The sequence below is a fragment of the Streptomyces sp. NPDC059201 genome (genome assembly GCF_042754585.1).
Taxonomy (GTDB): Bacteria; Actinomycetota; Actinomycetes; order Streptomycetales; family Streptomycetaceae; genus Streptomyces.
This window is the reverse complement of the sequence record NZ_JBHZBB010000001.1, coordinates 592,366-608,881: the sequence shown is the minus strand read 5'-3', so window position 1 is coordinate 608,881 and position 16,516 is coordinate 592,366. Positions and strand designations below refer to the sequence as shown.

The 16,516-nt window shown below is 74.8% G+C and carries 16 protein-coding genes; 5 read left to right on the top strand and 11 right to left on the bottom strand.

The genetic code is table 11. The features are described from left to right. Positions 1 to 93 precede the first annotated feature (93 nt). Positions 94 to 1,455: a hypothetical protein gene (locus tag ACFXMG_RS02750; RefSeq protein WP_383816279.1), complete on the top strand. Its 1,362-nt coding sequence runs from the start codon at positions 94 to 96 to the stop codon at positions 1,453 to 1,455. A gap of 63 nt (positions 1,456 to 1,518) precedes the next feature. Here ACFXMG_RS02750 and ACFXMG_RS02745 read toward each other — a convergent pair whose 3' ends face one another. From ACFXMG_RS02745 to ACFXMG_RS02720, 6 genes are all read right to left on the bottom strand, one after another. Further along, a complete protein-coding gene (locus ACFXMG_RS02745; RefSeq protein WP_383816277.1) occupies positions 1,519 to 2,364 on the bottom strand; it encodes a DUF4157 domain-containing protein in 846 nt (281 codons plus the stop codon). Positions 2,365 to 2,532: 168 nt separating this feature from the next. Beyond that, positions 2,533 to 3,162 carry a hypothetical protein gene (locus ACFXMG_RS02740; RefSeq protein WP_383816274.1) on the bottom strand — a complete coding sequence of 210 codons (630 nt, stop codon included), beginning with the start codon at positions 3,160 to 3,162 and terminating at the stop codon, positions 2,533 to 2,535. Beyond that, a complete protein-coding gene (locus tag ACFXMG_RS02735) occupies positions 3,155 to 3,790 on the bottom strand; it encodes an RNA polymerase sigma factor (RefSeq protein ID WP_383816417.1) in 636 nt (211 codons plus the stop codon). Before ACFXMG_RS02735 ends, ACFXMG_RS02740 begins: the two co-directional genes overlap by 8 nt. A gap of 231 nt (positions 3,791 to 4,021) precedes the next feature. Then, positions 4,022 to 4,492, bottom strand: a complete 471-nt coding sequence (locus ACFXMG_RS02730) for a hypothetical protein (RefSeq protein ID WP_383816271.1) — start codon at positions 4,490 to 4,492, stop codon at positions 4,022 to 4,024. A 279-nt stretch (positions 4,493 to 4,771) separates the two neighbouring features. Continuing rightward, positions 4,772 to 5,071 (bottom strand): hypothetical protein, encoded by a 300-nt coding sequence (locus ACFXMG_RS02725; protein WP_383816269.1) that lies wholly within the window; start codon positions 5,069 to 5,071, stop codon positions 4,772 to 4,774. 93 nt (positions 5,072 to 5,164) lie between these two features. Continuing rightward, positions 5,165 to 7,306, bottom strand: a complete 2,142-nt coding sequence (locus ACFXMG_RS02720) for a hypothetical protein (protein ID WP_383816267.1) — start codon at positions 7,304 to 7,306, stop codon at positions 5,165 to 5,167. A 108-nt stretch (positions 7,307 to 7,414) separates the two neighbouring features. Between ACFXMG_RS02720 and ACFXMG_RS02715 the strand changes: the two genes are divergently transcribed. Then, positions 7,415 to 7,717: a DUF6225 family protein gene (locus ACFXMG_RS02715; RefSeq protein ID WP_383816265.1), complete on the top strand. Its 303-nt coding sequence runs from the start codon at positions 7,415 to 7,417 to the stop codon at positions 7,715 to 7,717. Positions 7,718 to 7,736: 19 nt separating this feature from the next. On the opposite strand, the gene ACFXMG_RS02710 is transcribed toward ACFXMG_RS02715, so the two are convergent. The 4 genes from ACFXMG_RS02710 to ACFXMG_RS02695 form a co-directional block, all read right to left on the bottom strand. Then, positions 7,737 to 8,204 carry an SHOCT domain-containing protein gene (locus ACFXMG_RS02710; protein WP_383816263.1) on the bottom strand — a complete coding sequence of 156 codons (468 nt, stop codon included), beginning with the start codon at positions 8,202 to 8,204 and terminating at the stop codon, positions 7,737 to 7,739. Positions 8,205 to 8,232: 28 nt separating this feature from the next. Further along, the gene (locus tag ACFXMG_RS02705) at positions 8,233 to 8,874 is read right to left on the bottom strand and encodes an HdeD family acid-resistance protein (RefSeq protein ID WP_383816260.1); all 642 of its coding nucleotides are present in this window, start codon (positions 8,872 to 8,874) and stop codon (positions 8,233 to 8,235) included. Between the two features lie 214 nt (positions 8,875 to 9,088). Further along, positions 9,089 to 11,473, bottom strand: coding sequence for an ABC transporter permease (locus ACFXMG_RS02700; RefSeq protein WP_383816258.1), 2,385 nt, complete (start codon positions 11,471 to 11,473; stop codon positions 9,089 to 9,091). Next, a complete protein-coding gene (locus ACFXMG_RS02695; RefSeq protein WP_383816255.1) occupies positions 11,470 to 12,222 on the bottom strand; it encodes an ABC transporter ATP-binding protein in 753 nt (250 codons plus the stop codon). The genes ACFXMG_RS02700 and ACFXMG_RS02695 overlap by 4 nt, the downstream gene beginning before the upstream one ends. A gap of 242 nt (positions 12,223 to 12,464) precedes the next feature. On the opposite strand from ACFXMG_RS02695, the gene ACFXMG_RS02690 reads away from it, so the two are divergent. From ACFXMG_RS02690 to ACFXMG_RS02680, 3 genes are read left to right on the top strand one after another with little or no spacing between them, the layout of a single operon-like run. After that, the gene (locus ACFXMG_RS02690) at positions 12,465 to 13,760 is read left to right on the top strand and encodes a sensor histidine kinase (protein ID WP_383816415.1); all 1,296 of its coding nucleotides are present in this window, start codon (positions 12,465 to 12,467) and stop codon (positions 13,758 to 13,760) included. Continuing rightward, a complete protein-coding gene (locus ACFXMG_RS02685; protein ID WP_383816253.1) occupies positions 13,757 to 14,446 on the top strand; it encodes a response regulator in 690 nt (229 codons plus the stop codon). Before ACFXMG_RS02690 ends, ACFXMG_RS02685 begins: the two co-directional genes overlap by 4 nt. A 32-nt stretch (positions 14,447 to 14,478) precedes the next feature. Further along, positions 14,479 to 15,144 (top strand): phosphatase PAP2 family protein, encoded by a 666-nt coding sequence (locus tag ACFXMG_RS02680; RefSeq protein WP_383816412.1) that lies wholly within the window; start codon positions 14,479 to 14,481, stop codon positions 15,142 to 15,144. 45 nt (positions 15,145 to 15,189) lie between these two features. Here ACFXMG_RS02680 and ACFXMG_RS02675 read toward each other — a convergent pair whose 3' ends face one another. Then, positions 15,190 to 16,515 carry a glutamate-1-semialdehyde 2,1-aminomutase gene (locus ACFXMG_RS02675; protein ID WP_383816250.1) on the bottom strand — a complete coding sequence of 442 codons (1,326 nt, stop codon included), beginning with the start codon at positions 16,513 to 16,515 and terminating at the stop codon, positions 15,190 to 15,192. Position 16,516: the final 1 nt, after the last annotated feature.

Below are 16,516 nucleotides of genomic sequence, written 5' to 3'. Positions count from 1 at the left end.
GAAAACTGAATCGTTGCTTCGGGCACTGAATCTGCCCGAAAGTGTTCCTTCTCTGACGATGCTGTGGAGGAGCCCGGATCCTACGGTGCGCCCATGAGTCTTACGGCAAGCCTCGACGCATCGTCCGTCACCGCCGTACCGGGCGAAGAGACGAGCCTCCCTCTTCAGGTGCGCAACTCCGGAACCACCGTGGAGGAGTACCGCTTCGAGGTGGCCGGCGCCTGTGCCGCCTGGACGACGGTGGAACCGGCGACGCTCTCCCTGTACCCCGGGAGCACGGAGACCGTCTCGGTCACCTTCCGGCCGCCCCGCGACCCGTCCGTGCCCGCGGGCGAGACGCCCTTCGGTGTCCGCGTGGTCCCCACCAGCGACCACGCCGAGCCCGTCGTCCCCGAAGGGCGGGTGACGGTCGCGCCGTTCACCGAGGTCACCGCCGAACTGGCGCCCCGGGGCTCGCACGGCGTGCGGCGCGGCGCCCACAAGGTCGCGGTCGACAACCGGGGCAACGCCCCCCTCACCGTCGGGCTCACCGCCCGCTCCGGCACCGAACGGGCCGGGATCTCCTTCTCCCACCCGGAGCTGCGCATCGAGCCGGGCCGCGCGGCCTTCACCGAGCTGCGCGTCAAGCCCGCCAAGCGCCTGTGGCGCGGCACCCCGGTCGTCCACACCTTCCAGGCCGTCGTCGTGCCGCCCGCCCCCGAGGGCGAGGAACCGCCCGCGCCCGTCCTGCTCGACGGCTCCTACCAGCAGGAAGCGATCCTGCCGCGCTGGCTGCCGCGCGCGCTCATCCTCGCCTGCGTCCTCGCGCTGATCCTGACCGGCTTCTGGTACGGGATGCTCCGGCCGGCGGTGAAGTCGGCGGCCCGCGAGGCGATCACCCCCGAGGTCATCGCCTCCGCGACCTCCGGCCCCGACCAGAGCGGCGGCCAGACGGGCGGCGGCTCCGACGGAGGCGCCTCGCCGACCCCGACGCCCACGCCGACCCCGACGCCCACCCCCACGCCGACCGCGAAGCCGAGCGTCAAGCCGAGCCCGAAGCCCACGGCGAAGCCCAGCGCGAAGGCCACCGGGAAGCCGCTGCCGCCGCCCGCGCCGACCAGCGCGCACGTGCAGGTCAGAGACGGTGTCGGCGGCGGATCGCGGAGCGGTACGGCGCTGACCGTGCCGGCCGGGAAGGCGTTCCAGCTCACCGACATCGTCGTCCAGAACCCGCAGGGCGACGCGGGCACCGTCGTCATCACCGTCGGCCAGGGCTCCCCCTTCCTGACCCTGGCCCTGGAGAACTTCCGCGACGCCGACAACCACTTCGTCACCCCGATCGTGGTGCCCGCCGGCGGCGAGGTGGTCATGACCGTCAACTGCCGCAAGGTCGGCCGGCCGGTCAACGCCCCGGCGCCCAGCCGGTGCGCCCAGTCCCTCTTCATCGGCGGGATCATGGAGTCCGTCAAGCCCTAGGCGACCGGCTCCCAGGCCGAGGCCCCCTCCGCGTACGGCACCCGGATCCATGAGTGACCCGGCCTACGCGGGCGGGGCCTCTTCCTCCTCGGGCCCCGCCTCCTCCGCCCGCTGCACGAACGAACCCTGTACGTCGGCCGGCTGCTCCTCCTCGTCCTCCGTCGCCGCCCGCTGCACGGCGGGCGCGGCGGGTGCGGCGGCCGCCTGGGGCGCGGGTGCGGGCGCCGCCTCCGGAGCGGGGCCTGCGGGCTCGGCCATCACCCGCTCCGCGTTGGAGACGGCCTCGCGCTCGAAGCGGTCCGAGGGGTCGCTCACCCGGATCCCGCCGGGCGCCTCCGTACCCTCGACCGGGCCGCTGCGCTGCTGGATGACGTGGGTCAGCTCGTGCGCCAGCGTCGTCCGGCCCTGCGGCGACGCCGGGTCGTACGCCTCCCGCTGGAACACGACGTTGTTGCCGACCGTGTACGCGTGCGCGCCGATGCCCTTGGCGGAGGCGTCCGCGGCGGAGTCGGTGTGGATCCGTACGTCGGAGAAGTCGGCGCCCATCCGGGCCTCCATGTCGCCGCGGGTCGCGGTGTCGAGCGGCTGCCCGCCGCCCGAGGCCAGCACGTCGTGCACCGGCGAACGCGCGCCCTCCTCCGCGCCGGCCTCGGCGTCCGCGCTGCGGCTGCGCTGGACCATCGCGCCCACGGCGCCGTTGCCCACCGCCCGCTGGAGCGCGCCGAGCCCGGACGCCCCGACGACGTCGGCACGTCCGGCCGCCGCCGCCTCGAAGAGCCGCGCGGCACCGGGACCGCCGTCCTGAGCCCTCTCGTCCCGGAGCCGGTCGTCCCCCACGTGCGCGGGGCCGTGCCCCTGGTGATGGTCGTGGTCGTGCTCCTGGCCATGCTCGTGCTCGTACGCACTCATCGTCAGCTCCCCGAACGGCCCCGAAGACGCCCTCCGCGACGCCCTCCACAGGGGCACGGCGGCCCCCTGCCCCCCAGCCTCCCCACCGGCCCGGTGCCCCGTCCAGCCCCCGCCCCGGCCGCCGGGGGCAGGAAGCGCTGCCCCTTCGCGCAGGCCCAGCCGGCGGCCTCAACGGCCGGACCGACGAGGACCACCGGCCCGCCCGGGCTCCGCACCGCCGCGCCCCGGCGGCTCCTTCGCGGAGCGGGGCGCCCGGGAACCCGGAGGGTGCTTCTCCTTGTCGGGAGCCGGTACGCAGGACGGGGCGTCGGCGCGCGAGGGCTCGGCCTTCTCCGGCCCTCGCCCGTGCCGGTGCTTCTGGCACCGGGCCTTGGAGGTCGCGTGTCCGGGGACGGCGGGAGCGGATGGCCGTGCCACGGGGAGAGAGGGGCGCGGGGCGGGGGAGGGAGTGGCGCCCGCGGGAGGGGGCTTCTCGGGGGGCGGGGCGGTGTCGGGGGCGAGGCCGGCCGATGCCGCGGCGACACCGCTGAGGGACAGGCCGGCGAGGGCGGCGGCGAGCCAGGTGCGCAGCGTGAAGCGGGACGCGCGGGCCGGGGTACGGGGGCGCCAGTCGTCCTCGGGGCGCGGCTCGGCGTCGAGCGCGCCGGAATCGCGCGCGGCGCGGAACGCGGCGAGGGCGGTCGCCTCGGCGGCGGGCGACGGCGCAGTGGGCACGAGGGCCTCGCCGAGGAATCGGGCAATCTCGGGGTCAGACGGGGAGGCGGAGGAGGGGACGGCGGCGGCCGGGCGCTCAGTCATCAGGGCCTACAGGAGTCGGGACGGCGGGCGGACGGCGTACGGGCAGGGCAGCGGCCGGGCCGCGGTCCGTGTCCGTTAAGGGGAGTCTGCGGCGGAGGGTGGCGAGTCCCCGGCTGACGGCCATGCGTACGGCGCCCGGGCGCTTCCCGAGGACGCGCGCGGCCGACGGGTGGTCGAGGCCGACGACCGTCGTGAGCAGCACGGCTTCCGCCTGCCCGCGCGGAAGCTCGGCGAGCCGGGCCAGCACCTGCTCGGTGGCGAGAGCCTGGAGCGCCTGATCGTCCGTGAGGTCCGGGGACGCGGGGTGAGGCAGGTCCTCCATGGCGATGGAGGACCGCTGGGGGCGCACCTTCTGACGGCGCAGGAGGTCCAGGGCGCGATGGCGGGCGATGGAGACGGTCCAGGCCCGGAAGCCCGGTCCGTCACCGCGGAACCGCCCGAGATCACGGGCGATCTCCAGCCAGGCCGTGGCGCAGACGTCCTCGGCCTCGTCGCCGACGATGCCCCGCAGGTAGCCGAGGAGGAGCGGGTTGACCAGGCGGTAGGCGAGGGAGAAGCCGTCCTCGTCCCCGCGCTGGGCCCGCCGCACCGCCTCCTCCAGCTCGCCGTCGCGACTCCGGCCCCCCAGGCCCCCCTCCCGGCTCCGGCCCTCCCGGCTCTCCTGCCGGCTCCGGCCCTTCAGGCCCCTCTCCCGGCTCCCCTCCCGGCCCCCGTGCCGGGACGCCTGTTTCTGCTCGTGCACCCCTGAAGTCCCATTCCGTACGTACGTCCCCGGACCCGTTCGCGCCCGCCCCCGAACCCGGTGATCAACTCGCACAGGAGTATCACAGCGCACCCACAGTCCGGCCGTCGCACCAGGTCAGGGCCGTGCGCGCGGGCGGCGGGAGCGGCCGGGGAGCGTCAGGTAGAAGGCGTACAGCGACTCCTCGGCGCCGAGACGGAACCGGTTCTCGACCTTCGAGAGCGGGCTGCGTATGCGGCCGTCCGGCATCCTCACCCCCACCCCCTGGCCGAAGAACTCCCGTTGGGATTCGTCGAGGTCGACCCAGACCGCGCCAGCCCTCCGCACCAGGACCTCACCGACGTACGCGCCCAGCCCGAAGAGCAGCGGCCGCAGCGTCTCGGCGGCCAGGCCGCCGCCGTCCCGGCGCAGCCCGTCGATGAGGAAGTCCACGACGCGCAAGCTCGGGCCCGAGTAGTCCAGCGGCAGCGGACCGTGGGCGGTGGCGGACCGGCGGGCGGCGAGCTGCCGGAGGAGTCCCGTCGCGTGTCCCGGCATCTCGGCCGCCGTGGTGTTGCCGTGCTGGTCCAGGTCCAGGTCCAGGTCCATGGCGGTTCCCTCGAAGTCGCTCCGGAACCGACGGTCTCGATTCCCTCGCTTCCACAGCGGACCGGGGCGCGGAACTGTCACACCCGCCCCGAGAGGCCCGGGTGTCCCGGGCATGACTGTGCCCCACACCCGAAGGATGTGGGGCACGACAGGAGCGAGATCCAACGACCAGTCGGCTCTCCCTCCGTGCTTCTCAACCTACCGGGTGCGCGCCCCCGCGACGGCCGATTCCGGGGGTGGACGACCCGAATGAGTGACGCCCGGCGGGCAGTTGTCAGGTCAGGCGGAGAAGGACCCGGCGCCGCCGGGGACGTGGGTGCCGTAGCCGGGCTGGACGACCACCGAGGGGCCGAGGCAGAACGGGTTGCCGTAGACCCTCACCGGCCGGTCCGTCTGGTTCGTCAGCACGTGCGCGACCGTCGGCAACTGCCGGCAGCCGGACGGGTCCTGGTAGACGTCCAGTGGCTGCGCCTCGGTCGAGAAGACGACGACGTCGCCGGTGGCGGCCTGGGCGGACCCGGCCAGGCCCAGCACCGCGCTCGCGGCGACCAGGGAGATCAGAACTGCTCGTGTACGCATGGTCATCCTCACCACAGAAGATCCCGCCTCGACGCGGGCTCCCTCCACAGCTATCGGGACACGACGTTCAAGATCCACTTGAACCGGCCGGTTTCACTCTCCAGGGCTAGCCGAACGCGCCGCTGAGGATGAGGCGTTGACGAGCCACTGCGCCGCCGCGGCCTGCTCGGCCTCGGTCGGGGCGGGCCTCAGCTGGTCGGGGTAGCGGAGGAGGTAGTGCTCGCGGGCCGCCTTCAGACCGACCGCGCGGGCCTCGGGGGAGAGGCCGGGGTGATCGGCCACCGTCACGGCGCGCTGCCACCAGCCCCGGCTGCGGGGGTTGACCGCGTAGTACCACAGCGGCTGTTCCGGGTCGGCCACCGCCAACAGTGCCCGGTGCAGGGCGGGTTCGCGCACCCCGGGGGTGCCGAGCAGCCGGTCGGCGACGAGCAGCGGGTGCTCGCCGTCGAGGCGCGCCCGGACCAGCACCCAGGTCATCAGCTGCCCGACGTCGTGGGTGCGGGAGGTGACGAAGTCCCACAGTTCGGCGGCTTTGGCCTCGTCGGGGGCGCCAAGATGGGTGAGGAGCCGCAGCTCGTTCTTCCAGACCGGCCGGGGACCGTTCCACCAGGAGACCAGCTTCCCCGCAGCCGGGTGACCCAGGTCGAGGGCGAGGCAGGTCAGGGTGACGAGCGGATGGCGCCATTCGGTGTACGTGGTCCGGTACTTCTTCGTGAGGTCCTTCCACCGCCGCGGCAGCAGCGCCTCGACCTCGGCCGGGCCCGCCAGACCGTGGGCGTGGAGCAGTTCGAGGCAGAAGCCGAGCCCCTGGAGGCCGGTGCCCGAGTCGGCGACCCGCTCCCGCAGCCAGCGCACGTCCGCGTCGGTGAGCGTGCGGTACCGGTGCCACACGTCTCCCAGCGCGCTCTCGACGGCGGTGAGGTCGGGGCCGGCGCCGGACAGCAGCTCCTCCCGCATGGCCTCGTACCGCGCGATCGCGTCCGGCGCGGAGGACAGCTCGGCGGCGAGCGCGGGGGGATCGGCGTCGGGCACGGTGGGCTCGGCAGCGGTACCCGCTGCGGCTTCGGCTCGCTGCGCCCGCTCGCGTACGAGTTCCACCTGGTCCCGCGCGTCGAGGGCGGCGAGGGCACGCAGGGCGCGCGGCAGGCGGGCGTCCGTGGTGAAGCGGATCGCCGCTAGGGCGGCGTAGGACTGGCCGGTTCCGTGGTTCGCCCCGGTCTCCTGGCGCCAGTCGTTCGTGACGGCGCCGATGAGCGCGTGGTACAGCCCGCGCAGCGCCGCCTCCGGCGCGTCATGGGCGGTGAGGTCGGCGGCGAGGGCGACCACGGCCCGTACCGCGTCGGGCTCGTGGAGCGCCCGGTGCAGGGCCAGCCAGGCGGAGACCGTCGTGCGGTCGCCCGCGAGCGCGGAGGCCCGTACGACCTCCAGGGCGCGCCCGGACGGGACCTCGGCCAGCACGCGCGCCGTCATCGGCCCGAGGTCCGCGACGACCTCCCACGCCTCCTCGCGGTCGAGGCGCAGCAAGGCATGCAGCAGTTCCGGCCAGCCGATCCACTTCACCAGCCGCCCCGCGTACGCCTCCCGCCAGGCGTGCAGCAGCCGTTCCGCCTCTCCGGGGGTGAGGCTGTCCCGCCGTTCCAGCGCGACCGCGCACCGGGTGACCGCGGCGAGGTCCGGAGGGCCGGCGAGCCGGTCGTGGAGCCATGCGGCCTCGCCGGGGGACAGCGCCCGGTAGCGGAGGACGGACGCGCCGCGGTCCACCGGCTTGTCGAGCGCTTCGAGGAACTGACGTACGCCGGCGGGGTCCGCGGGGTCGGGCAGCCCCGCGTCGTCGCGGCGCGTGATCCGGTCCAGCTGGAAAGCGCCCTGAGGCCCGCCGTCGGCGAGGCGGAAACCGGCCGGACCCTCCCCGAGCCCGGCGGCGACGACCGCGTGGTCGCCGCCCCAGTGCAGCAGCAGTTCGCCCCTGAGGGCGCCCGCGCGGTCGAAGGCCCGCCCATGGGACTGCCAGTGCCAGTACGCGAAGGAGACGGGCCCGGCGAGACCCTGCCGGGCGGCCAGTTCGGCCGCGTCCTCGTGCCCGTCGGTCTGGGTGTACCGGCCGCGCCCCGGCGGCGGGAGCACGAGGAAGCCGTCGCCACCGAGCCCCCGCCACCAGGCCGTGACCACCGCGAGGTCCGAGCGCCGCCGCTTCGTAGGGCCCTCGCCGATCGAGGTGCTGCCGGGGTCGTTCACGTACCGCTCCTGAGTCCTCCGCGATCGCACGGGAACCCTCGGGATCCCCGGGGACGGTGGCCCCGTCCACGGGCCACCCTGTCACAGGGGCCCGCTAGCCTCCGGCGCATGGCAGAGAACGGAGAACAGAGGGAACATCGCCCCGTCGTCTGGACGGCGGGGCGGCTGCGCGAAGCGCTGAAGGACGTGCCGGACGACGCCGCCGTCCACATCGCCGTCGCACCCGTCCCCGGGGCCGAGGACTTCGACGACCGCGTCCTCGTCGGCTACGCGGCGGTGAGGATGGTCCGCCCGGCGACCGAGGAGTCCCCGCCGCGGGTGGAGATCGAGCACACGCTGTTCGCCGACTGGCCGGCGGGCACGTACGAGGCGGGTTGCGGGCCGTACGACGAGGAGGACGGGCTCTGCTGAGGGCGGGGCCGTACGGGAGTCACTGACCGGAAGCCGACGTCGCCGGGGACTGCGTCTCCGTGGCGGATGTGGCGGGCTGCTCGTCGGCGAGGACGAGCGCCTTCGCCCTGCGGAACTCCTCGTCCGTGATGTCCCCGCGCGAGCGCAGCTCGGACAGCCTGGCCAGTTCGTCGACGCTGCCGCGCCGCCCGGAGCCGGAGGCGGCGTTCCGGATGTACGCGTCGAACTCCCGCTGCTGGTCCCGTGCCTGGGCGATCTCGCGCCGGCCCATGTCCTTGCCGCGGGCGATGACGTAGACGAGGGCGCCGAGGAACGGCAGGAGGATGACGAAGGCCATCCAGCCCGCCTTGGCCCAGCCGTTCATCTCGTGGTCCCTGAAGAGGTCCGTGATGATCCGGAACAGCAGGATGAACCACAGGATCCACAGGAAGAACCAGAGCATGCTCCAGAACACACTGAGCAGCGGGTAGTCGTAGGCCAGGTACATCGTCCACTCCGTTCGCGGGTACGGGCGCTCAGGCCGAGGTGCGGGTGTCCCCCCTGTCCCCGTCGGTGATCCCCGCCTTCTGGAGGGCGGAGCGCCAGGCCAGGGCGAGCGCGGTCTCGGCCAGGCCCAGCAGGACGAGCCAGAGGCCGAGCAGGCGGGTCAGGACGCGGGCCGACTCGGCCGGCATCGCCAGCACCACGATCCCGGCCGCGATGCCGAGGACGCCGAGCGCGAGGACCAGGCCCCGGTGCGGCAGGCTCCTGGCGGCGAGGGCGCCGTACAGCGTGACGACGCCGGAGACCAGCCAGACGGCGCCCACCACGAGGGAGAGCGCGCCGATCGTCTGGAGCGGGTGGCGCAGGCACAGTACGCCGCCCAGCACGAACAGGACGGCCACGATCAGCCCCGGCAGCCGCTCACCCGCCTCGCGGCGGCCGAAGACCATGACGAAGCGGAAGCCGGCGGACACCAGCAGGTACAGCCCGACGAGCACGCCAAGGACGTGAAGGGTCGCCTTCGGCCAGACCAGCGCCAGGATGCCGGGCACGAGCGTCGCGACGGCCCCGCCGAGCAACCACCACCACGACCGGCCCCATCGCGCCAGCAGATCCTCCGGATCGGGCCCGCCGTGGGGCGGAGCTCCGGGTGGAGCCCCGGGTGGAGAGACCATGTCTCCTCCTCGCCGTGCCGAGAGGACGCTACGTCACCATCCGGGATATTGGAGGAACTATCCGATATCCGGCCTATCGACCGTACCCTGCGGCCCACCGGCTGTCTCGCGGAGAGTCAGCGGCGGGCTACTGAGCCGGACCGGCCGGACCGGACCGAGCCGGACCGGCCGGACCGGACCGAGCCGGACCGGACCGCGCATCCCTGGACCGCCCCTATTCCGTGCGCACGGCCGTGGCGGTCCGGGCCCTGGCCGCCCAGCCGGCGGGCAGCAGGGCGCCCAGGACGGCGATGACCAGGCCCCCGAAGGCGAGCGGGAGGACGTCCGCCGCGCCGTAGACGGCGAGCACGGAGTCGGGGAGGCGCAGGCCCACGCTCTCGCCCATCGTGGGGACGACCCAGCCGTGCAGCGTCATGCCGAGCGGGACCCCGGCCGCGCCCGCGGCCAGTCCGGTCAGGACGACCGAGGTCAGGACCATGGCGACGGTCTGGCGCGGGGTCATGCCGAGCGCCTTGTGGACGCCGATCTCCCGGACGCGCTCGCGCGTGTCCAGCAGGACGCCGTTCAGCACGCCGAGCGCGGCGACCGCCACGATCATCAGGGTGAGGCTCAGAGAGAGCGCGCCGAGCGTGACGGCCATGTCGCTGCCCGAGCCGACACCGCCCGCCTGCGCGGCGGCCCCCAACGGCGCCAGTTCCCCGTTCAGTCCGCCGACGTAGGCGGTCACGTCGGTCCCCGGCACGACGGCGATGTGATGGCTCGTGTACGTGAGGTCGGGCCGGGCCGCCGCGAGGGACGCGGCGTCGGTGAAGACCTGCTTGCCGTCGTTGCGGGGGTCCAGGAGCTCGCCGACGATCCGGACGGTGACGGGCCGGCCCCACCCGTCCAGGGTGACGGTGTCGCCGACGCGGGTGCCGGTGGCGGACAGGAAGGCGGTCGGGACCACCGCCTCGCCCGGCGCCTCGAACCAGCGGCCCGAGACCATCGTGTAGCCACCCCAGGAGGCGTCGCCGGTGAAGGCGAGGACGTCGACGATGCCGGGCAGACCGGACACGGTTCCCCGCACCTTCGCGGAGCTGTAGTGCTTCGCGGTGCCCGCCGCCGCGTCGATGGCCTTCGCGATCCGTGCCGCGTCGGCCCGGGGCGGGCCGTCGGCGCGAGGACCGCCGGGGCCACCGGGACCACCGGGACCGCCGGGGCCTCCGGGGCCGAAGTCCGGCGCGGGCGCGGGCACCACGACATCGGCCGCGTCGTGCGCCCGGGCCTCCATCACCTGGCCGAGCGAGGCGCTCATCCCCACCGTGAACGTGACGGCGACGGTTCCGAACAGGATCGCTGTGCCCATGGCCAGCGCTCGGGCGGGCCGGGCGAACGGCCGGGCCAGGCCGAGGGCGACGGGCTGCGGCAACGGCAGCCGTCCGGCCAGCCGGGCCGCCCACCGGCCGCGACCCGCCGAGGTGGCCCGTCCCACGGCCAGCGCGTCGACCGTACGCAGCCGGCCGGCCCGCCAGGCGCTCGCCCACGCGGTCACCGCCACCAGCCCGAGGACGCCGGCGACCACCGCCACGTCGACCCAGGGGGCGACGGCCGGGGACGGCGTGCCGTACACCTCGCCCGTCTCGCTCAGGACGGGCACGGCGAGCAGATGCCCGGTCAGCACACCGAGGGCGGTACCGGCCGCCGCCGGCACCAGCGCCTGGCCCACGTACGCCCGGACGACCTGCGACGGGGTGAAGCCGATCGCCTTGAGGATGCCGATGCGGCGCGTCGCCGTGCCGACGGCGGAGGCGACGACGTTGCCCACGACGAGCACCGACATCACCAGGCCCAGGGCGCCGAAGGCGACGAGGAACGGCACGTAGACGGCGGTGTCGCGCTCGGCCTCCTCCTTGACGGTGAGCCAGGACTGCCTGCCGACGGCGGCGTCCGGGGGCAGCCCGTCCGTCACCGTCGCGCCGCCCGCGGCGACCCGCGCGGCCGTGCCCGCGTCGGCGAAGCGGTACAGCATCTGGTAGCCGCCCCCGCCGGGGACGGTGAGCGCCGGCATCTGCTCCGGAACCACCCAGGCGTCGGCGGTCTCCGTGACCGAGCGCGCCACCCCGACCACCGTCAGGGCCGGAGCGCCGGGCAGATCGGGGAAGGAGACCCGCGCGCCGAGGACCGGCGCGAGCGGGGAGCGGGCCGCGAGGACGATCTCGCCGGCGCGCGCGGCCCACCGCCCTTCGACGAGCGCCACCTCGTCCACCCCCCGGCCCGGATCGCCCCGGCCGACCACGGTGATCGGCCACCCGGAGCCGGGCCCTTCCGACCACGGGGCGACCGTCGCCGTACGGAACGGACCCGCCGCGGCGCTCACCCCCTCGGCGTCCGCGGACTCCGCCAGCGCTCCCGCACCCACCTCGTCCGCGTCGAACCGCACGGACAGGTGCGCGCCGAGCTGCCGCGCGAAGGCGGCGTCGAAGGGCGCGCCCGAGACGACGAGCAGCGAGCCGCCGAGGACGGAGGCGGCCACCGCGATCATGGTGGCGAGGGTGATGACCAGGGTCTGCACCCGGCGCTTCCCCACCCCCGAGCGCACCACCGTGCCGAGCGCGCTCATCGCACGACCTCCGAGGCACCCGAGGCACCGGTTCCCGAGGCGCCGATGCCGGAGGCGACGGCGGCGGCCCGCGACCGGACGTCCTCCGTGATCCGGCCGTCGGCGATCCGCACCGTGCGGCCCGTGCAGGACCGGGCGAGGGCCAGGTCGTGGGTGACCACAACGATCGTCTGGCCCTCCGCGTGGAGGTCGGCGAGGAGCGCGCTCACGTCCTGACCGGCGGCCGTGTCCAGGGCCCCGGTCGGCTCGTCGGCGAGGAGCAGCGCCGGCCGGTTCATCAGGGCGCGGGCCACCGCGACCCGCTGCCGTTCGCCGCCGGAGAGCCGCCCGGGGTAGGCGCGGGCGTGCCGGTCGATGCCCAGCAGCTCCAGGAGTTCGGCCGCCCGCCGTTCCGCCCGGCCGCGTGCCGCACCGGCGAGACGCGCGGGCAGGACGACGTTGTCGGTGACGGTGAGGTCGTCGAGCAGGTGGAAGAACTGGAAGACCATGCCGATCTTCGTCCGCCGGTAGAGCGCCGATCCGGCCTCGCCCAGCTCGTCCACCCGCACCCCGTCCACGGTGACCGTCCCCGCGTCGGGCCGGTCCAGACCCGCGATCAGGTTGAGCAGCGTCGACTTGCCGCTGCCCGACGGGCCGACGATCGCGACGGCCTCACCCCGCGCGACGGTCAGCGACAGCTCGTGCAGGGCGGGCGGCCCGCCGTCGTACCGACGGCTCACCTCACGCAGTTCGATCACCGGCAGGGTCATGACGTTCTCCTCGGGTACGAGCGGTCGGGCTCGTGCACGCTAGGAGCGGACCCGGCCCGCCCGCGTCGGCCGCCCGGACCCCTTGCCGTACCGCGCTGGGACCAGGCGTTCCGGACGTCATCCCTGAGATGTAGGCGCCCGATGTACGCCGCGCGCCGAAAGCCGCCTCGGAGTCGGACTCGCCGGGGCCGGGCGGCGGTGACAATGAACCGGTGACGGATCGACGGACGACGCCGGAAAGGCTGCGGGAAGCCGCTTGCGGGACGCTCCGCGACCTCTGGGTGCCGAGCGGGCCCCCGCCACGGCCCACGCGGCGCGCCTGGCACTTCGACGTGCTGACGGCCCTGGTCCTCGGCGCCACCACCGTCTACTACGGCATCGACAACGTCGGCGTCGTCCTGGTGCGGGAGATCGCCCCCGGCATGGAGCGCGTCGTCCTGACGCGCCCCTCCGGCGCGGGCGGTCTGGCGCTCATGGTGACGCTCGCCGTCCTCGCCTCCGGCGCGCTGGCGTTCCGCCGCCGCTACCCCCTCGCCGTGCTGTGCGTGGTGACCGCCGCGACCCTGGCCACGCCCCAGAGCGTCCTGCGGCTGACCTTCTACGCGTTCGTCATCGCCGTCTACAGCGCCGCCGTGTACAGCCCCTACCGCGTCGCGACCCTCGCCGCCCTGCCCGTGTCGGTCGCCCTGGTCGGCACCTCGGGGAACTCGGTGACGCCCATCGTCCCCAACGAGTACATCGCCCTGCTGATCCTGGTCCCGATGGCGGTGGCGGCCGTCGGCCTGCGGACCTGGAGACTGCGGACCGACGAGGGCCGCACCCGGCTCTCCGCCCTCGAACGCGAACAGGCCGAGGCGCTGCGCCGGGCCGTCGAGCACGAGCGGGCCAGGATCGCCCGCGAACTCCACGACGTCGTCACCCACAACGTCAGCGTGATGATCATCCAGGCGGGCGCCGCCCGCACCATCATGAAGACCTCCCCGGACCAGGCCGCCGAGGCGCTGCTCGCCGTCGAGGCGGGCGGACGGGCCGCCATGACCGAACTCCGGCACGTCATGGGCCTGCTGACGATGGACGATGACGACGACGCCGCCGACGACACCGGAACGGAGACGGACGGGGGCCTGTCGGGTACGGAGGCGGAACTGGCCCCGCAGCCCGGCCTCGACCAGCTCGGCACGCTCGTCGGGCGGGTCCGTGACGCGGGGCTGCCCGTGGAGCTGACGGTGACCGGCCCGCCCCGCCCCCTCCCGCCCGGCCTCGAACTCGCCGCGTACCGCGTGGTCCAGGAAGCGCTCACCAACACCGTGAAGCACGCGTCCGGGGCCACCGCCGCCGTCACCGTCGAGTACCACCCCGACCGGCTCCGGGTGGAGGTCACCGACACCGGCGGCCGGCCGGCCGCCGGAACCGGCAGCGGCCGGGGCCTGATCGGCCTGCGCGAGCGCCTCGCCGTCCACGACGGGACCCTGCGCGCGGGCCGCCGCCTGACCGGCGGCTACCGTGTGGAGGCCCTGATCCCCCTGGAGACCACATGAACCGGCCGCCGCGGGTGGTCCTCGCCGACGACCAGACCCTGGTACGCACCGGATTCCGGCTGATCCTCGGCGCGGACGGCATCGAGGTCGTCGCCGAGGCGACCGACGGGGCGGAGGCGGTCGACGCCGTGCGGCGTACGCGTCCCGACGTCGTCCTCATGGACGTACGGATGCCCGAGATGGACGGCCTGGAGGCCACCCGCCGCATCCTCGCCGGCGGCTCCGACGCGCCCCGCGTCATCATCCTGACCACCTTCGACCTCGACCGGTACGTCTACGCGGCGCTGTCCGCCGGGGCGAGCGGCTTCCTCCTCAAGGACGTCACCCCCGAGCAACTGACGGCGGCCGTCCGTACCGTGCGCACCGGCGACGCGCTCCTCGCGCCCGCCATCACCCGCCGCCTCGTCCAGCGCTTCACCCGTCGCGGCGCCGACACCGCCGCCCTCCACCGCGACCTCGCCGCCCTGACCCCGCGCGAACTGGAGGTCCTCGGCCTGCTCGCCCGGGGCCTCAGCAACGCCGAACTCGCCGCCCGGCTGCACCTCGCCGAGGCGACCGTCAAGACGCACGTCGCCCGCATCCTCGCCAAGCTCGGCCTGCGGGACCGCGTCCAGGCCGTCATCGTCGCGTACGAGACGGGGCTGGTCAGCGCGGGCACACGCGAAGACAAGCCCCAGTCCGACTAGGGGCCCGACAGGAGGGGGAGGTGCGGCGCACGATGCTGGACGGGGTCAGGGGCCGGGGGGCGGCCGTGCTGCCCGCCGCGCTGCGTGCGTGGCTGGGAGTGACGGCGGCTCTGGCCGCGCTGGTGGTCGTCGTGCTCGGGGTGCTCTTCGCCGGTGCCAGCGGGCCCGGACGGGTGGACCAGCGGGTCTTCGGCGTGGTGGACGGGGTGGGCCCGTCGTGGCGGCCCTTCGCCGACGCCACGGACTTCCTGGGGGAGCCGTACGGCGCGGCGGCCCTGGTCGGCACGGGCGTGCTGGGCTGTCTGCTGCTGAGGCGTCCGCGCGCGGCGGTTCTGGTGGTGGCCGGGACCGGCACGGCCGTCGTGGCGACGAAGCTGCTCAAGCCCCTGGTGGGGCGCACCATCCACGGCGGCCACCTCGCCTTCCCGAGCGGCCACACCGCCTTCCTCACCGCCTTCGCCATCGTGGCGGCCCTGCTCGCGACCGGCCGGCTCGGCCTGGGCAGGACGGCCGGACTGTCCCTCGTCCTCACCGCCGCCCTGGCGGCGGGCGCCGCCATGGGCTGGGCCCAGGTCGTCCTGGGCGCCCACTACCCGACCGACACCCTCGGCGGCTGGTTCACGGCGCTGGCGGTGGTGCCGGCGACGGCCTGGGCGATCGACGGGATCGCCGACGCCCGTCGGCCGGACCGGCGCTGACTTCGCGTCACCTCAGGCCCGGCGGCGTCACACCCGCCCGGCACCTCACGCCCTGCGCCGGAACACCGGCTTCACCGGGCGTCCCGCCAGCCAGGGTGTGGGGTCGGGGGCGTCCAGGGCCTTGCGGTAGACCGCGCACGCCTGGGCCACCACGTCCACCGTGTGGTCGATGTCGGCGTCCGTGAGGGCGCTGCTCACCACGAACGAGGGGGCCAGGACGCCGCCCGCGAGGAGTTGGTGGAGGAACAGGGTGCGGTACTCCTGTGACGGCCGGAGCTCCGCGTCGAGGGTGGCGAAGACGAGGTTGCTGGGCCTGCCTCGTACGAGCAGGTGGTCGCCTACGCCCATGGCGGCCGCGGCTTCGCGGACTCCGGTGGCCAGCCGTTCCCCGAGGGCGTGCAGGTGGGCGGTGACGCCCTCCTCGGTGTAGGTGGTCTGGACGGCCACGGCGGCGGCCAGCGCGTGCGTCTCCGCGCCGTGCGTGGTGGACAGCAGGAAGACGCGGTCCCCGGAGTGGCGCAGCCCGCCCCGTTCCATGAGTTCGCGGCGCCCGGCAAGCGCGGAGACCGCGAAGCCGTTGCCGAGTGCCTTGCCGAAGGTGGAGAGGTCGGGGACGACGCCGTACAGGCCCTGGGCGCCTGCCTCCGACCAGCGGAAGCCGGTGATCATCTCGTCGAAGACGAGGACGCAGCCGTGGCGGTCGGCCAGTGCGCGCAGGCTCGCCAGATAGCCGGGCGGGGGCTCGGTGTGGGTGGCCGGTTCGAGGATCAGGCAGGCGATCTCGTCCGGGTGGCGGGCGAACAGCTCCTCCGTGGCGGCCAGATCACCGTACGGGAAGGCCACCGTGAGGTCCGTGGCCGACGCCGGGATGCCCGCGGACATCGGCGTCGTACCGATGAACCAGTCGTCGACGGAGAAGAACGGGTGGTCGGCGCAGACCGCCACCCGCGGGCGCCCGGTCGCGGCGCGGGCGAGACGCACCGCGGCGGTCGTGGCGTCGGAGCCGTTCTTCGCGAACTTCACCATCTCGGCCGTGGGCACCGTGGCCAGGAACCGTTCCGCCGCTTCGATTTCCACCACGGACGGCCGGACGAAGTTGCCGCCCCGGTCGATCTCCCGCCGCACCGCCTCGGTCACCCGGGGGTGCGCGTGCCCGAGGCTGACCGACCGCAGCCCGGAGCCGTACTCGACGTAGCGGTTGCCGTCGATGTCCCACACGTGCGCGCCGCGGCCGTGGCTGATGACCGGCGCGAGGTTCTCGGGGTACTGGTCGTCGCCCTTGGCGTACGTGTGCGCGCCCCCGGGAATCAGGGCGTGCAGCCGCTCGTTCGCCGCCCGCGACCGGGGCAGCCGGAACTCCTCGGTGTCCACG

What these genes read in the sequence shown, in the direction of transcription:
- ACFXMG_RS02750 (WP_383816279.1), top strand. Translation starts at nt 94, where the DNA reads ATGAGTCTTACGGCAAGCCTCGACGCATCGTCCGTCACCGCCGTACCG.
- ACFXMG_RS02745 (WP_383816277.1), bottom strand. Translation starts at nt 2,364, where the DNA reads ATGAGTGCGTACGAGCACGAGCATGGCCAGGAGCACGACCACGACCAT.
- ACFXMG_RS02740 (WP_383816274.1), bottom strand. Translation starts at nt 3,162, where the DNA reads ATGACTGAGCGCCCGGCCGCCGCCGTCCCCTCCTCCGCCTCCCCGTCT.
- ACFXMG_RS02730 (WP_383816271.1), bottom strand. Translation starts at nt 4,492, where the DNA reads ATGGACCTGGACCTGGACCTGGACCAGCACGGCAACACCACGGCGGCC.
- ACFXMG_RS02725 (WP_383816269.1), bottom strand. Translation starts at nt 5,071, where the DNA reads ATGCGTACACGAGCAGTTCTGATCTCCCTGGTCGCCGCGAGCGCGGTG.
- ACFXMG_RS02715 (WP_383816265.1), top strand. Translation starts at nt 7,415, where the DNA reads ATGGCAGAGAACGGAGAACAGAGGGAACATCGCCCCGTCGTCTGGACG.
- ACFXMG_RS02710 (WP_383816263.1), bottom strand. Translation starts at nt 8,204, where the DNA reads ATGTACCTGGCCTACGACTACCCGCTGCTCAGTGTGTTCTGGAGCATG.
- ACFXMG_RS02705 (WP_383816260.1), bottom strand. Translation starts at nt 8,874, where the DNA reads ATGGTCTCTCCACCCGGGGCTCCACCCGGAGCTCCGCCCCACGGCGGG.
- ACFXMG_RS02700 (WP_383816258.1), bottom strand. Translation starts at nt 11,473, where the DNA reads ATGAGCGCGCTCGGCACGGTGGTGCGCTCGGGGGTGGGGAAGCGCCGG.
- ACFXMG_RS02695 (WP_383816255.1), bottom strand. Translation starts at nt 12,222, where the DNA reads ATGACCCTGCCGGTGATCGAACTGCGTGAGGTGAGCCGTCGGTACGAC.
- ACFXMG_RS02685 (WP_383816253.1), top strand. Translation starts at nt 13,757, where the DNA reads ATGAACCGGCCGCCGCGGGTGGTCCTCGCCGACGACCAGACCCTGGTA.
- ACFXMG_RS02680 (WP_383816412.1), top strand. Translation starts at nt 14,479, where the DNA reads ATGCTGGACGGGGTCAGGGGCCGGGGGGCGGCCGTGCTGCCCGCCGCG.